The following is a 14,854-nucleotide window of genomic DNA, read 5'->3' on the forward strand; positions in this document are numbered from 1 at the left end:
ATACACCTCTGAAACTCAGTGGCTTGAAGCATGCAACAGAGACAGCAGCAACAAATTTAATGGGTCCAGAACCTAAGGCAGATCCAACCGAGAACGCGCAGGATTTTCACCGTGTGATCGAGGCGGCCCGGGTTCCGGTTCTGGTTCGCGGCGGCGGCAAAGAGGATCTGAAGACCGTTCTGGAAAAATCGGCGGCCTTGATGGCGCAAGGCGCGCAGGGCATGGTCTATGGACGCAACATCTATCAGCATGACAACCCAAAGGCGGTTGTGTCGGCCCTGATGGCAATGATCCACAATGGCGCAAACGGCGAGGAAGCCTGGGATATTTACAACCGTGGCTGAGAAGAGCACATTTTTTCTGGGGCTGGACGCCGGGAACACCGTAATCAAGGCCGTCCTGTTTGATCAGGACGGGCATCAGGTTGCGGTGCACGCGCTGGACGGGCAGTCCTCGACGCCCGAGCCGGGATTTGTCGAACGTGACCTGAATGAGCTTTGGGCCAACGCGCGTGACGCAATTGGCGGCTGTATCGCCAAGGCTGGCATTCAGGCGGATCAGATTGCCGGTGTTGGATGTGCGGGCCATGGCAACGGGCTCTATCTGCTGGATCGGGCAGGGAGCCCGCTGATCGGTATTCAATCGCTGGACACCCGTGCCGCGGATCTGGCGGCAGAGCTTTCCGCGGCCAACGGGGATAGATTGCACGAGATTTGCCTGCAATACCCCTGGCCCTCGCAAACTCCGGTTTTGCTGGCCTGGATCAAGCGACACCGGCCCGAGATTTACGACCGCACACAGACCATAATGCTGTGCAAGGACTTCATTACGTTCAAACTGACCGGTGAGCGAGTCAGCGATATGTCGGACATGTCCGGCTGCGGACTGACCCGAATGCCGGACTGTGTCTATGACGACGAATTGCTGACGCTCTACGGGCTTTCGGATGCGCGGGATTTCTTGCCGCACCTGATTGACCCCGGGGATATTGCCGGGGTCGTGACCGCTGATGCAGCTGCCGCGACCGGCCTGGCGCCCGGAACCCCGGTGATCGGCGGGTTTTTCGACGTGATCTCAAGCGCCATGGGGTCAGGTGTGGTTGCCGCGGGCGAGGCTTCGATCATCGCCGGAACCTGGAGCATCAATCAGGTGTTCTCAGCAGCGCCGGTCAACGACCGGAACATCTTTATGGCCTCCTGCTTTGGCCAGGATCGTTTCGTCAATATCGAATCCAGTGCGACATCGGCGGCCAATCTGGAATGGTACGTGCGCGAGCTGGTTGAACGCGGCGGGCATCACGATGACCCGTTCGGTTATTGCAATGCGCAGGTCGGGCGGGTGACACCCCGGGCAGATGATCCGTTCTTTCACCCCTTCCTCTATGGCTCAGGTCAGGGCGCATCGTTCCGTGCCGGGTTTTACGGGCTGGCTGGCTGGCATGGCGAAGGCCATATGCTGCGCGCCCTGTTCGAAGGTGTGATGTTCGAACACCGCCGCCATATCGGAGTACTGGAACAAGCGGGTGTTTCGCTTGATCGGGCCATTCTTTCGGGTGGTGGTTCGCGCAGTCCGCATTGGCCGCAAATGTTTGCCGATTGTTTGGGTTTTCCGATCACCGTGGCCGAAGCCCGCGAGACCGGCGCTCTGGGCGCGGCTATCGGCGCGGCCCGTGCTGTGGGCGAGGTAGGAACCTATGAGGAAGGGATCGCCCGGATGACACGCGTTAAACAGGTTTTTGAACCCGACCCGGGCATGCACACCCACTATGGCGACCGATACGACACTTATCTGGATCTGATCGAAACGATGCAGGGCTTCTGGTCGCGCGCGCACATGCGGCAAGACCGAGCCTGAAACTACGTTATGATCGGCACACGAATAACAGGCAATCGAGATTGACCATGACACAGGCAACACGCCTTGATGGCGACTATGACTATATCATCGTCGGGGCCGGAACCGCGGGATGCGTGCTGGCAAACCGGCTGACCGAAGACCCCGACACGCGTGTATTGCTGCTAGAGGCCGGAAAATCCGACAATTACCACTGGGTGCATATACCGGTGGGTTACCTCTATTGCATCGGCAATCCCCGCACCGACTGGATGATGAAAACCGCGCCCGAGCCCGGCCTGAACGGGCGGTCTCTAGTCTATCCGCGTGGTAAGGTGCTGGGGGGCTGCTCGTCGGTCAACGGCATGATCTATATGCGCGGGCAAGCGGCGGATTACGATCACTGGCGACAGATGGGCAACACAGGCTGGGGCTGGGATGACGTTCTGCCCTATTTCCTGAAATCCGAGGACCACCACGGCGGCGACACCGATGTGCATCGCAGCGGGGGTGAGTGGAAGGTTCAGAAACAAAAGCTCAGCTGGGACATCTTGAAGGCGGTTCAGGACGGAGCAAAAGAATTCGGTATTCAGCCGCGCGACGATTTCAACGATGGCGACAACGAAGGGTCGGGTTTTTTTGAAGTGAATCAGAAGAACGGCGTACGTTGGAACACCGCCAAAGCCTTTCTGCGCCCGGCCTCTAAGCGCCCGAACCTGCGGGTGATAACCCAGGCCACCACCGACCGCCTGATCCTGGACGGGAAATCCGTGCGCGGCGTCCGGTTTCGCCACAAGGGGCAAGTGTTGGAGGCACTTGCGGGGCATGAGGTGCTGTTGACTGCGGGTGCGATAAACTCACCAAAGATATTGGAGCTTTCAGGGATCGGTCGCGGCGATGTGCTCAGTTCGCTGGGCATCGACCTTCTGCACGAAAGCAACGGCGTCGGAGAGAACCTGCAGGACCATCTGCAGATCCGAACCGTGTACAAAGTGAAGAACGCTAAAACGTTGAACACGATGGCGAATTCCATCTTGGGCAAGGCTCGGATTGCTTTGCAATACGGGCTGACCCAATCAGGCCCAATGTCGATGGCACCCAGCCAATTCGGGATGTTCACCAAATCCGATCCCGCGCTGGAAACGCCGGATCTGGAATATCACGTCCAGCCTTTGTCAACCGACAAGCTAGGCGATCCGCTGCATCCCTTTCCCGCCATCACCGTGTCGGTCTGTAACCTGCGTCCCGAAAGTATCGGCAGCAGCCATATCCAAAGCCGCGACCTGGATCAGCAACCCGATATCCGGCTGAACTACCTTTCCGCTGCACGGGATCGATCGGTTGCCGTCAAGTCGGTGCAACAGACCCGCCGGATTATGACGGCCAAAGCACTTGAACCTTTTCAGCCGCAAGAGATTCTGCCCGGCCCGGCCATTCAGGATGAACCGGATCTGATAAATGCCGTCGGAGATATCGCAACAACGATCTTTCACCCGGTTGGTACGTGTAAAATGGGACAGGACGACAAAGCGGTCGTGGATCCGCAATTGCGTGTCGTGGGTGTGACGGGACTGCGCGTCGTAGATGCATCGATCATGCCAAAGATCGTGTCGGGAAATACCGCCTCTCCGGTCATTATGGTCGCCGAGAAAGCAGCTGACCTAATCAGGAAATCCAGGGCATAACGGGGTTAGGTTTGGAAAGTGGATCCGCTGCGACCCTGTTTCAGGGAGCGTCTGCACAGAGTATTCCCTGTGTTTTCTGTGATGTGAGCGATGATAGATGCCCCACAAGTATCAATGATACCTGTCGGGACAAGTTTCAAAAAGCACGGTATCGGGTGGTGAATGCATTAGAGTTCAACGAAAGCCTTCGGCAACGCGGTGACTTGACGACTTGGGTTTCAGGTGATCTGGCCAAGACATGGTCGCCGCCACGGTGCAGGTCTCGCTGAGGATAGGCGATTTATTCGGACGTAGCGATCGAGATTTGCCTCACTTTGTGGGTCGTGTTTCGGCTTGCCTTGAGACAATCGCTGGGCTTTATGCGATCGATTTCCAAGCTGATGGCTGGATCTTTTGGTGCTGGATTACTCGACGCGATCACGACGCGGTAAGGGGCTGATAGTCGCCCCAAACCAGCGCGCTTCAGAAAAGCCGATCAACCTGAGTGTGGATAGTACCGGTCTCAAAATTCATACTGACCGGAGCCGGCATGAAGAAAAGCACGGTGCTAAGAATACCTGCAAAACATGCCGCAAACTCCACATCTCCCTTGACCCAGAAACCGGCGATATCGCCGCGGAGGAGTTGACCACTGAACATGCAGGCGATGAAACTGCTGTCCCGGATTTGCTCGCCAGTATTGAAACCGGTGTGGGCTGTTGCTTCGCGCAAGAACGCGGTTCACGGGGCGAATGCACAGCGCAATCAACACATCACTGCCATCGCCGAACAGGGTAAAATGAAGTGGCAAACCAAGGCAGGATACAATCAGAGGTCAAAGGTTGAAGCCCAGATCGGCAGTTGGACACAAGTACTCAGCAATCGCCTGCAAGCGTGCGATTTCAACAATCAAAGATCTGAAGCGAAAATTGCATCAACAACGCTCAACCGCATAACAGCTCTCGGTCGTGCGGCCTATGAGCGGGTCTTCTGAAGTGATGGACAATGGGGTCAATCCGCCTCAATCGTGATCCATGCAACACGGTCGCGGGGCTCTTTGGCAAACAATGCCTGTGAATTAATTTTCTGTATCTACGTCCGAAACCAGACGCATGCCGAGGTGTGCCGGGGGTGCGCCGACGGCGCAACCGCCTCGTGCTGGATCGCGCACGAGGAAAGGCACCGCTGCGACATGCTCACCACCGACAAAAAAGGCGGGGCATCGATCAGGGTCGATGTCTTCGCTTGCCCCAGCATAACAGTCCTGAGTCCATTCCCAGACGCTGCCGTCCAGATCAGCGATCCCGTGCAGTGATATCGAAAAGCTGCCTTGCGGTTTCAGAGCACGTGGAGCGAGCCCTTCGGTCAGATAACTTGAGGCCCATGTTAGTGATGGGTCGGTAAAGATCGGGTCGGGATCTTCAGGCAGAACTGACAATGCCATGTGGTTCCATTCCGCTCTTGTCGGAAGGCGGAAATCGTGACTAGTGGCGGCATTGATCCAACGCAAGTACTCGCTCACGTCTACATAATTGAGCCCGGTAGCGGGTGTTGTAGCCGGGTCGAGACCCGACCGGGTGTGTAATTTCAGCGTACAACCACCGTTTTCGTGGCACAGATTCCATTCAGTGACCGTCACTTCGTGGCGTTGAACGTAGAGCGTTTCACCGCCGGGGAAAATGACCGGATTATCGGCCATTTCGGGCATCAGTTGTGTTCGAAAGAGTGGCCCATTCAAAAACAACACACCTGCACAGATGACCACTGCCACACTCAGACCTGCCCAACCTAGATTGGTTGGATTGGTGATCCGTTGCATGGCAGTGGTTTTCATGATCTGAAGTCCAGCGGCGTTAGGTTGCAAATGGCCGGGGTGCTACAACCTGTTCCATCAGGTTGTTGTTCCAGTCCCCTTCGACAATGAAATGCGCGGTGGCCCCCAATAGCGCGGCTTCGATCAGGTTGTGGTTCACATAGGCATACACGCCTGGCTGTTCGAACGTGTACATTGCGGCAACTGCACATCCTCCGCGGACGAACCATGTTTCGACACCGGTCTGAGGCGCATCGGTGAACGAGGTCTCCCAGACATAGTTACCGTGGCCGCCGATCAGGTGCGGACGGGTGTCGCGGTTAGCCTGATTGTGAATCATCAGAACCGTCTCGCCGACGTTGAACTTCAGCGCGTTCTCACCGGTCAGGGCACCCACCGCGCCGTTGAACACCGAATGGGTCGGGGTCAGCGTGCGCATCGCATCCAGGCTGTCGGCATAGTCGTCACCGGCGGCCTCATAGGTCTTGAACTCGCCGTTTTCGTCCAGCGGCAAATAGTAATCCTGCTCGCCGATATAGGCGATCTTGTCATATGTCAGCGGATTGCCATCCGCGTCCTTCAGGCCGTCGCGCGGCAACACCATCACCGCACCGTTCATGCCATGGGTGACGTGATACGGGATCATCGCCCCGCCCGGCGCGCAGTGATAGGTAAAGCAGCCCGGCTTGGTCGCCTTCCAGCGCAGCACGGTTTCCTCGCCAGGATAGACATGGGTCAGGCCACCGCCACCCAACGCACCGGTCGAAGCGTGGAAGTCGATATTGTGCTCCATCACGCTGTCTTCGGGGTTGCGCAGGGTCAGTTCGATCATGTCGCCTTCGTGGCAGATGATCAGCGGTCCTGGGACTGAACCATTGTAGGTCAGAGCCCAGACAGACGCACCGGTATCCTCGTCAACGACCATAAGACGTTCGGTTGTCTCCATGGTGATTTCGATGATCTTTGGTCCGCCTGTGGCCACCTGCTCGTGCTCTGGTGCGAAGGGGGGTGCAACGAGTTCCTGTTTAACGCGGGTATAACCAGACAAATCCGCCGGTTTGGCTGTGCTGTCAGCCTTTTGTTCACCCGCAACTTTGTAGAGTTTAGCCGAGGCTGCATCTGCCTTGAGCGGCATTGGTGTACGACGAGCTGCCATGGCACCTGCGCCGGTCATAGCTGCGGCGCCTGCTAGAACCGATCCCCGCAACACATTGCGGCGGCTGGTTTTCATAAGGCCGGGGTTGATGAATTTGGTCATAGTATCCTCCTTGAGGTCGGATGAGTGCAGCGAGTAAGCATTTCGCCGCCGTATCGGGGATCAGAAGTTTTCAAGTTGGGCTGTGAATCGCGCCTTGGCTTTTTTGGGGACGCGGCCTTCAAGGAAACCCTCGGGAATTTCGACGTCGCCCACCGCTATGGTCATCACCATGCCCATTGCATAGTGGGGTTTGCAGATCACGCCATAGACGCCTTCGGTATCCAGCGTGACTTCGATTTCCTCATTGATTTTGCCCTTAAACGGCTCGGCGCCATCAGGGAGCATGCCTTTGGCTGTTTCCGCGTTGTGGCCCTTGTCCGATGCGATGAACTTGATCGTGTCACCCGGGGCAGCCTGTACAAACGCGGGCTCGAACACCATGCGTTCGCCATCACTGCCTTTGTTGAGCATTTGCACCTCGAAGGTTTCCGCGAAGGCGGCACTGGCCAGCAGGGTGGCCAGTGCAACGCTGGTTGTAAGCGTGCGGATCATCGAATTGTCCTTTCCTGAATGATCTCTTGGGCCTGACTCTATTGATTTCCGCGACCTGAAATTTGCGCTGGCGCAAGGTTTGGTGCGTTTTCGGGAAACACTGACCGTTACGATCTGGTTTTGCGGCTGTGATTGTGCCAAATCAGGTAAGCTATGATGGAAGCAGCCAAGAAAATATTGCCGCGGCTTGATGAAAGCCTGCTGACGCATTTGCCACCATTCTCAAAACTGGATCGTCGGCAAATCCGCACGATTCTGGATCAGGCCAGTTCGCGCCGCTATGAAACGGGCGCGCATATCTTTGAAGAAGAAGACCCGGCCGATCGTTTCTTCATGTTGCTGGATGGCTATGTCCGAGTGGTGCGGGTTACGCAGACCGGTGAACAGGTCACCGCGTTGCATATCCCTGCAGGCCAACTTCTGGGAATTGCAAAGGCGATCGGGCGCGAGACTTATCCGGCCACGGCAGTCACGGTGACGGAGTCCATCGCGCTGAGCTGGCCCACCAGACTGTGGGATACTTTCGTTACCGAATATGACGGCTTCGCCACTGAAACCTACAAGACGGTTGGCCACCGTGTAGGAGAAATGAACACCCGTATTGTGGAGCTTGCGACGCAACAGGTGGAACAGCGCGTGGCTAACGCGCTGTTGCGTCTGATCAATCAGACTGGTCGCAAGGTGGAGGATGGGATTGAGATTGATTTCCCCATCACCCGACAGGATCTTTCAGAGCTTACTGCGACCACCCTGCATACGGTCAGCCGATTGCTGAGCGCATGGGAAAAGCAAGGTATCGTTGAAAGCAAACGCAAGCGCATCAAAGTATGTGATCCACACGCACTGGTCGAGCTCAGCCAAGGTTAGTCCGGTCAGGCACAGCTAGAAATTGCGCTCTTCAGCTCTTCCAAAAAGGCCGTTTCATCCAGATCGTATTCCAGACAGGCATCTGAGATGGTGTGAAACGGGTTCACCAGGCATCCGACACATAACATTCCATGCTTTAGGAAAACACGCATTGTCTGCGGCCATTGCGCCATAAGATCCGCAAGCGTCAGGTCTGGATCGTCAATGTTCGGGCAAGGCATTGGGGTTCCTCTCACCCTCGACTTTAGGCTTGGAACCGTTCCAAACGTTGCGCTGGCGCAAACAGTGCCTTCTTCGCTCGGGCTAGCAATAGGCATCCCGATCTGAAGGAGGCCGACGCATGGCTGAAATCTTAACCAAATCGCGGGCGCGAAACATCTTCTACGGGGGCTCGATCTTTTTCGTCGTGATCTTCGTGGCGATGACCGTCCACAGCCACCGTTACGTGGTTAATACGTCAACCGCAGGCATGGAACTCAGCGAAGAGGTCGTTCTGGGCAAACATGTCTGGGAACGCCATTCTTGCATCAACTGCCACAGCCTGCATGGCGAGGGTGCATATTTCGCCCCCGAGCTGGGCAACGTGATGACCCGCTGGGACGTCATGGACTCGCCCGAGGACGCCTATGAAATCCTCGATGGCTGGATGAAGGCGCAGCCCTCGGGCGTCGAGGGACGACGCCAGATGCCCTATTTCGATCTGACCGAAGAAGAGATGCGCGGCCTCGCCGAGTTCCTGCGCTGGGCGGATCAGACCGACACGCAGGGCTGGCCGCCCAATGACGCTGGCTAAGCGGCACGAAGGAGAAATCACATGAAATACCAATCTCAAAAAGTGGCGTATTACTATTTTCTGGCCGCAATAGCCCTGTTCGGCATTCAGGTTCTGGGCGGGCTTCTGGCGGGCTGGATCTATGTCTCGCCCAACTTCCTGTCCGAACTTCTGCCGTTCAACATCATCCGCATGATCCACACCAATGCGCTGATCGTCTGGCTGCTGCTGGGCTTCTTCGGGGCGGCGTATTTCCTCATCCCCGAGGAATCCGAGCGCGAGATTTACTCGGTCAAACTGGCCTATCTGCAACTCATCATCCTGCTGGTGGGGACGCTGGGCGCGGTCGGCTCATATCTGGTGGGCATCCATGGCGGGCGTGAGTTTCTTGAACAGCCCCTGTGGGTCAAGTTCGGCATCCTCGTCGCAGCGCTGATTTTTCTGTTCAACGTCTCGATGACCGTTCTGGCGGGCAAGAAGACGGCAATCACCAATGTGTTGCTGATGGGCCTGTGGCTGCTGTCGCTGCTCTGGGTGTTTGCGTTCATCAATCCGGACAACCTGAGTCTCGACAAAATGTACTGGTGGTTCGTCGTGCACCTGTGGGTCGAAGCGACCTGGGAACTGGTTATGGCCGCTATCCTCGCATTCCTGCTGCTCAAGCTGACAGGTGTGGACCGTGAAGTGGTGGAGAAATGGCTCTATGTCATCGTCGCCACCGCTTTGTTTTCCGGCATTCTCGGCACCGGGCACCATTTCTACTGGATCGGTCTGCCGGGCTATTGGCAGTGGATCGGCTCGATCTTCTCGACCTTCGAGGTGATCCCCTTCTTCCTGATGATGAGTTTTGCCTTCGTCATGGTCTGGAAGGGCCGCAAGAACCACCCGAACAAGGCCGCGCTGCTGTGGTCGCTCGGATCCTCGACCGTGGCCTTCTTTGGCGCCGGTGTCTGGGGCTTCCTGCACACGCTGCATGGGGTAAACTTCTACAGCCACGGCACGCAGATCACCGCAGCCCACGGCCACCTTGCCTTTTACGGGGCCTATGTGGCGCTGAACCTGGCGGTCTTCACCTACGCGATGCCGATGCTGCGGGGCAGGGCGCCCTATAATCAGGTGCTGAACATGGCCTCGTTCTGGCTGATGACCGGCGGCATGGCGTTCATGACCTTCGTGCTGACCTTCGCGGGCACCATCCAGACCCATATGCAGCGGGTGGTCGGTGACTATTACATGGATGTGCAGGACGCTCTGTCCGTCTTCTATCTGATGCGGTTCGGCGCCGGTGCTGCCGTGGTGATCGGTGCGTTGCTGTTCATCTACTCGATGCTGGTTGTGCGCAAGCAAGAGATCATCACGCCCGGCGCCGCAGACTCGGTTCCCGGAGAGTAAGCCATGAACATGCAAACACCTCCGACCCTGCCGTTCTATCAGCCCGTCGCGCGTGAATGCGAGCTGTTCGAGACGGCCTATGACAATGGTTTGCCCCTTCTTCTGAAGGGGCCGACCGGCTGCGGCAAGACGCGCTTTGTCGAACATATGGCGGCCAAGATGGGCAAACCGCTTTATACCGTTGCCTGTCATGACGACCTGTCAGCGGCCGACCTGATCGGGCGCTACCTGCTCAAAGGCGGGGAAACCGTCTGGGTCGATGGCCCGCTCACCCGTGCGGTGCGCGAGGGCGGCATCTGCTACCTCGATGAGGTGGTCGAGGCCCGCAAGGACGTGACCGTGGTGCTGCACCCGCTCACCGATACGCGCCGGACACTGATGATCGACCGCACCGGGGAAGAACTGGTGGCACCACCGGGCTTCATGCTCGTTGCATCCTACAACCCCGGTTACCAGAACGTGCTGAAGCGGCTGAAACCCTCGACCCGGCAGCGGTTCCTGTCCATCTCGTTCGACTTCCCCAACGAAGAGATCGAGATTGCCGTAGTGGCCCGCGAAAGCCGCCTTGAACCCGGCCGCGTCGCGCCTCTGGTACGTTTGGGCGGTCATATCCGGGCGCTATCGGGCATGGACCTAGAAGAGGGTGTCTCGACCCGTCTGCTGATCTATGCCGCCACGCTGATGGCCGGGGGCATGGGGGTCAATCAGGCGATCGAGGCCGCCATCGTCGAACCCCTGACTGATGAGGCCGACATGCAGCAGGCGCTGCGCGATCTGGTTGCCACCATTTACGGATAAGCGTCATGCGACTTCTCGATCTCATGGAACCCGAAGAAACCGTTGGCAATCTCTGGCACGAGATGGCCAGCGGGATCGCGGCGCATGTCAGCTACCCCGAGGCCAGTGTTTCCCTTGCCTCGGTCCGACCCAGCCTTGCGGTCCTGTTCCGTGCGCTGGGCGGAGCGCCCGGCGTGGAACTGGCCGAGGCCCCGGCAACGCTGGTGCGCCACCGCCGTCCGGTGCGCCGCAATCTGGGGGCTGAGCGGGACCGGGAATGGGTGGCGGGGTATGACGGCGAACGCCTGTCGCTCCCCCCGGTCATCGCCGCCTTTCCTGAACCGCAGCTGAATCGCGTCGCCTATTTCTGGCTGACCGCGCTGGCGGCGGTCAGCGAAGTGGCCGATTTCGATCTGGAAGGCGACGGACCCGCCATGGACGGGGCGCAAATTCGTGCCAATGCCGTAGCCGCCGACCGGGCTTACGCAAGCTGCCCTGGCCTGCGCGGTGACTACGCCCGGATGGCAGAACACTGCGCCGCCACACGCCCCGACGTGATGCGCCCGACACCCGAGGCACAGATCGAAACCGCGATCCGCGATCAGCTCTGCGGCGCGACACCGGTGATCGGGGCCGAAACCGCCCCACGCGGCTATAAACCCTTTGCCCCGGTGCCGATCTGGCTGCGCTTTGCCCGCCCGGGATCGGGTGCGGCGGCAACCGAAGAACAGGCTGACCCTGCGGCGCCTCCACCCAATGCGGCGCTGACCAGCCGGAAACTGGGCCACCGCAAGGATCAGGATCAGCAGAACCGAAAGGACAGCTTCATCATCCACCGGTTTGAGTCGATCCTGTCCTGGGTCGAGTCGATGAATATCAACCGCAGCGTCGATGACGACGATGACGAGAACGCCCAGAAAGCGGCCGAGGATCAGGACCAGATCATTTTGTCGAAACAGCACCGCAAGGCGGCGACGCGCCTGCGCCTGCATCTCGACCTTTCCCCCGCCGATGCCGATCACGAAGCCTTGGCCGGTGAGCATACCTATCCCGAATGGAACCACCGCGCGCGCTCTTACATGGAAGGGCATTGCCGTGTGCTGGATGCCCCGGCTCAGCCCGACGCCGCGCATCCCTTCCACCCGAACGAGCGCCGCGTCCGCGAAGTGCGCCGCCAGTTCGAAGCCCTGCGCCCGCGCCGCATCAAACAGCCGAGGCAGGTCGACGGATCGGAGCTTGACCTCGATGCCCTGCTGACCACACGGGCGGATCTGGCCGCAACCGGGCGCGGTTCCGACCGCATCTGGCAGGCCGTGCGCCAGACCGAGCGTGATCTGTCGGTCGCCTTCCTGATCGACAATTCCCGCTCGACCGAAGCCGCTATCGGCGACACCTCGGTTATCGAAGTGGCGCGCGAGGCGATCGGCGCGCTGGCCGCAGGCATCGACGCGGCGGGTGACCGGCTGGGCATCTGGGGCTTTTCCTCACTGCGCCGCGACCGGGTGTTCCTGACCCGCTGCAAGACCTTCGACACCCCCATGAGCCCCGACATCACCGCCAACATTGGCGCGCTGAAGCCGGGCCACTACACACGGCTGGGCGCCGCCATCCGGCATGTCAGCGCGCAACTGGCCGAGGAACCCTCGGCCCACAAGCTGCTCATCGTGCTGACCGACGGCAAGCCCAACGACCTTGATCATTACGAGGGCCAGCACGGGATCGAAGACAGTCACATGGCCGTCCGCGAAGCCCGACGCGCAGGGCAGAGCCTGCATGGCGTCGTCATCGACGAAGACGGGCAGGACTGGTTCGCGCGCATCTTCGGGCGCGGCGGTTTCACCCTGCTGCCCAACCCCGAACGCCTGACGCGGACCTTGCCCGACATTTACCGCACACTGACAAAGGAGACCTGATATGCGCGTCCTTCCCCTTTTCCTGCTGCTCCTCGCCTCACCGGTCTGGGCTGAGGGTTTCGACCGCCCGATCCCGCAGGCGCAATCCGCCACCGCCGAGTTCTGGTTCGCAGTTGGCAGCGTCACGTTGATCGCCGCGCTGGGGGTTGTGCATTGGCTGGTGTCGCGCCGATGACACAGGAGAGTTGGACAGTTACCCGTATTACCCTGGTTCTGTACCCGTTAGGGGCAGGCGCCATGGCAGTTAACGTTTTCTTCTTGTCTCTGATATTCAGCTGGATAGGCGGACCGGTTCTGTCGACCGGATGGTCCATCGCGTTGGGCTGTGTAATTGGTGGACCTGCGACATGGTATTTTGCCAGTCACATACGGCACCTGATGGATATCGCCGATGGCAGAACAGAGGGCTAGGGATTAGCTGTGGCAAACTCATCAATGCAACAGATGCGCGCCTGGCGTGGACTGGCGCTGTTCAGTTACGGATTTCGTCCGTTCTTTCTGTTCGCTTCGGTTTGGGCCGTGCTGTCCATGCTGCTTTGGATCCTGATATTGTTGGGTGTGCTGACTTTGCCTACGCGGTTTGATCCGGTATCTTGGCACGCCCACGCTTTTTTGTTTGGCTATCTTGGTGCTGTGCTCGCAGGATTCCTACTCACCGCAGTGCCAAACTGGACGGGTCGATTGCCTCTGGTGGGCTGGCCTCTGATCGCGCTTTTTGCGATCTGGTGTGCAGGACGCGTTGCGGTACTGACCTCTGCATTCCTTCCGCTTGGATGGGCCGCCGCCATTGATCTGATATTTCCGATAATCCTTGGCGGGCTGATATTGCGTGAGATCGTGGCAGGCAGGAACTGGCGCAATCTGTTAGTTCTGGGGTTGCTGGCCCTGTTCACGATTGCAAACGCGCTGTTCCACATCGAGAACGCACGTGGCGGCTATGCAGCCCAAGGCATTGGGTTACGTATGGGGCTCGCCACTGCATTGATGATGATTGCAGTAATTGGCGGTCGGATCATCCCTTCGTTCACGCGCAACTGGTTGGTCCAGCGGCAGCCCAATAAACTCCCGGCGCCTCCGATGCAGTCATTTGACAAAGTCGTGCTTGTGGCGACGATGGCAATCCTAATGCTGTGGACGGTTCAGCCGGTCCTGAAAGTCTCCGCTGTGCTGCTTCTTTTGCTGAGTGTCCTCCATGTGGTACGCCTATTGCGTTGGCAAGGTCATCAGACTGCACCAGAACCGCTGCTTTGGATGCTGCATGTATGTTACGCTTTCATTCCATTGGGTGCCTTTGCGCTGGGAGCGGCCATATTATCGGGCAGCTCCGGGCTTGCTGCAGCACAACATCTTTGGATGGTTGGCGCTATCGGTGGGATGACACTTGCCGTCATGACCAGAGCCACTTTGGGCCACACCGGCCGTCAATTGCGCGCAGACCGTATGACGGTTACAATCTATTGTGCGCTTTTGGCGGCAGTTGCCGCGCGGCTATTCGCTGATAAAGTACCGAGCCTAACCGATCTTTCGGGCATCTTCTGGCTTCTGTCTTTCGGCGGGTTTGTTTTGTGCTACGCTCCTCTTTTGGTCCGCTCCACAAAAACAGGCTAACGCTTGGAAACTGCCGTGCGACCGAAACTATAGCGCTCCAAACCATCCGGAACTATCGAGTCAAAGTCCGCACGCCGGCCCTGGCTCTGGAAAATGGAAGAAAGGCGAGGACGTGAAACGATTAGTTGCAACCAAGTATTTCCGCAAACATGTTTGGGAAGCGGTCTTTGACTGTTGAAAATGGAAAAATTTTCCCCGTTTTGTAAGACGGCATCAATAGCGGTCGTTTTATCAACCATAGCGGAGGACCTCTTTGTCTGCAGAGCGGACACTTGGCACTCCTTTTTGTTGACTTTTGATTGTCTGCCCTGAGCCCAGAATGACCGATGCCGCACCGTGCATATCTGCGCAAAGCCGCACTTAGTCGAGCCTGACATTGCGACCGCAGCTAGGCTCCAGACTCATTGATTTACAACCAGAATAGAACGGTGGCCGCGAGTGCGATGGCTGACAGGAAGACCTTCG

Annotated in this window: 15 protein-coding genes and 2 pseudogenes; 13 read left to right on the forward strand and 4 right to left on the reverse strand. The window is 58.2% G+C overall.

Going from position 1 to position 14,854, the window contains the following annotated elements; all coding sequences use genetic code 11:
* From AC2FJC_RS22960 to AC2FJC_RS22980, 5 genes and pseudogenes are all read left to right on the forward strand, one after another.
* Positions 1–344 (forward strand): annotated as a pseudogene (locus tag AC2FJC_RS22960) (aldolase); the annotation flags it as partial.
* Positions 337–1,854, forward strand: a complete 1,518-nt coding sequence (locus tag AC2FJC_RS22965; protein WP_496741964.1) for an FGGY-family carbohydrate kinase — start codon at positions 337–339, stop codon at positions 1,852–1,854. The pseudogene AC2FJC_RS22960 and the gene AC2FJC_RS22965, both read left to right, overlap by 8 nt.
* A 47-nt stretch (positions 1,855–1,901) precedes the next feature.
* The gene (locus tag AC2FJC_RS22970) at positions 1,902–3,518 is read left to right on the forward strand and encodes a GMC family oxidoreductase (RefSeq protein ID WP_496741966.1); all 1,617 of its coding nucleotides are present in this window, start codon (positions 1,902–1,904) and stop codon (positions 3,516–3,518) included.
* 278 nt (positions 3,519–3,796) lie between these two features.
* A pseudogene (locus AC2FJC_RS22975) lies at positions 3,797–4,142 on the forward strand (transposase); the annotation flags it as partial.
* Positions 4,143–4,155: 13 nt separating this feature from the next.
* A complete protein-coding gene (locus AC2FJC_RS22980; protein ID WP_496741968.1) occupies positions 4,156–4,491 on the forward strand; it encodes a hypothetical protein in 336 nt (111 codons plus the stop codon).
* An 84-nt stretch (positions 4,492–4,575) separates the two neighbouring features.
* Here AC2FJC_RS22980 and AC2FJC_RS22985 read toward each other — a convergent pair whose 3' ends face one another.
* From AC2FJC_RS22985 to AC2FJC_RS22995, 3 genes are read right to left on the reverse strand one after another with little or no spacing between them, the layout of a single operon-like run.
* Positions 4,576–5,331 carry a formylglycine-generating enzyme family protein gene (locus AC2FJC_RS22985; RefSeq protein WP_496741970.1) on the reverse strand — a complete coding sequence of 252 codons (756 nt, stop codon included), beginning with the start codon at positions 5,329–5,331 and terminating at the stop codon, positions 4,576–4,578.
* Positions 5,332–5,350: 19 nt separating this feature from the next.
* Positions 5,351–6,568, reverse strand: coding sequence for a copper-containing nitrite reductase (gene nirK, locus AC2FJC_RS22990; RefSeq protein ID WP_496741972.1), 1,218 nt, complete (start codon positions 6,566–6,568; stop codon positions 5,351–5,353).
* Between the two features lie 60 nt (positions 6,569–6,628).
* On the reverse strand, positions 6,629–7,060 hold the full coding sequence (locus tag AC2FJC_RS22995) for a pseudoazurin (RefSeq protein WP_496741974.1): 432 nt from the start codon (positions 7,058–7,060) through the stop codon (positions 6,629–6,631).
* A 153-nt stretch (positions 7,061–7,213) separates the two neighbouring features.
* Between AC2FJC_RS22995 and AC2FJC_RS23000 the strand changes: the two genes are divergently transcribed.
* Positions 7,214–7,927, forward strand: a complete 714-nt coding sequence (locus AC2FJC_RS23000) for a Crp/Fnr family transcriptional regulator (RefSeq protein WP_496741976.1) — start codon at positions 7,214–7,216, stop codon at positions 7,925–7,927.
* A gap of 5 nt (positions 7,928–7,932) precedes the next feature.
* Here the strand turns inward: AC2FJC_RS23000 and AC2FJC_RS23005 are convergent, their stop codons facing one another.
* Positions 7,933–8,148 (reverse strand): DUF1858 domain-containing protein, encoded by a 216-nt coding sequence (locus AC2FJC_RS23005; protein WP_496725636.1) that lies wholly within the window; start codon positions 8,146–8,148, stop codon positions 7,933–7,935.
* A 119-nt stretch (positions 8,149–8,267) separates the two neighbouring features.
* On the opposite strand from AC2FJC_RS23005, the gene AC2FJC_RS23010 reads away from it, so the two are divergent.
* The 7 genes from AC2FJC_RS23010 (at position 8,268) to AC2FJC_RS23040 (ending at position 14,389) form a co-directional block, all read left to right on the forward strand.
* On the forward strand, positions 8,268–8,720 hold the full coding sequence (locus AC2FJC_RS23010) for a c-type cytochrome (protein WP_155147961.1): 453 nt from the start codon (positions 8,268–8,270) through the stop codon (positions 8,718–8,720).
* Between the two features lie 21 nt (positions 8,721–8,741).
* Positions 8,742–10,091, forward strand: coding sequence for a cbb3-type cytochrome c oxidase subunit I (locus AC2FJC_RS23015; protein WP_496741978.1), 1,350 nt, complete (start codon positions 8,742–8,744; stop codon positions 10,089–10,091).
* A 3-nt stretch (positions 10,092–10,094) separates the two neighbouring features.
* The gene (locus AC2FJC_RS23020) at positions 10,095–10,889 is read left to right on the forward strand and encodes a CbbQ/NirQ/NorQ/GpvN family protein (RefSeq protein ID WP_496725634.1); all 795 of its coding nucleotides are present in this window, start codon (positions 10,095–10,097) and stop codon (positions 10,887–10,889) included.
* Positions 10,890–10,894: 5 nt separating this feature from the next.
* Positions 10,895–12,781 (forward strand): nitric oxide reductase activation protein NorD, encoded by a 1,887-nt coding sequence (locus tag AC2FJC_RS23025; RefSeq protein WP_496741980.1) that lies wholly within the window; start codon positions 10,895–10,897, stop codon positions 12,779–12,781.
* A 1-nt stretch (position 12,782) separates the two neighbouring features.
* Positions 12,783–12,956, forward strand: coding sequence for a protein NnrT (locus AC2FJC_RS23030; RefSeq protein WP_496741982.1), 174 nt, complete (start codon positions 12,783–12,785; stop codon positions 12,954–12,956).
* Between the two features lie 62 nt (positions 12,957–13,018).
* On the forward strand, positions 13,019–13,192 hold the full coding sequence (locus tag AC2FJC_RS23035; RefSeq protein ID WP_496725632.1) for an NnrT protein: 174 nt from the start codon (positions 13,019–13,021) through the stop codon (positions 13,190–13,192).
* A 9-nt stretch (positions 13,193–13,201) separates the two neighbouring features.
* Positions 13,202–14,389 (forward strand): NnrS family protein, encoded by a 1,188-nt coding sequence (locus AC2FJC_RS23040; RefSeq protein ID WP_496741984.1) that lies wholly within the window; start codon positions 13,202–13,204, stop codon positions 14,387–14,389.
* The last annotated feature ends 465 nt before the right edge of the window (positions 14,390–14,854 follow it).

Source organism: Ruegeria sp. CDSB117 (assembly GCF_059611005.1).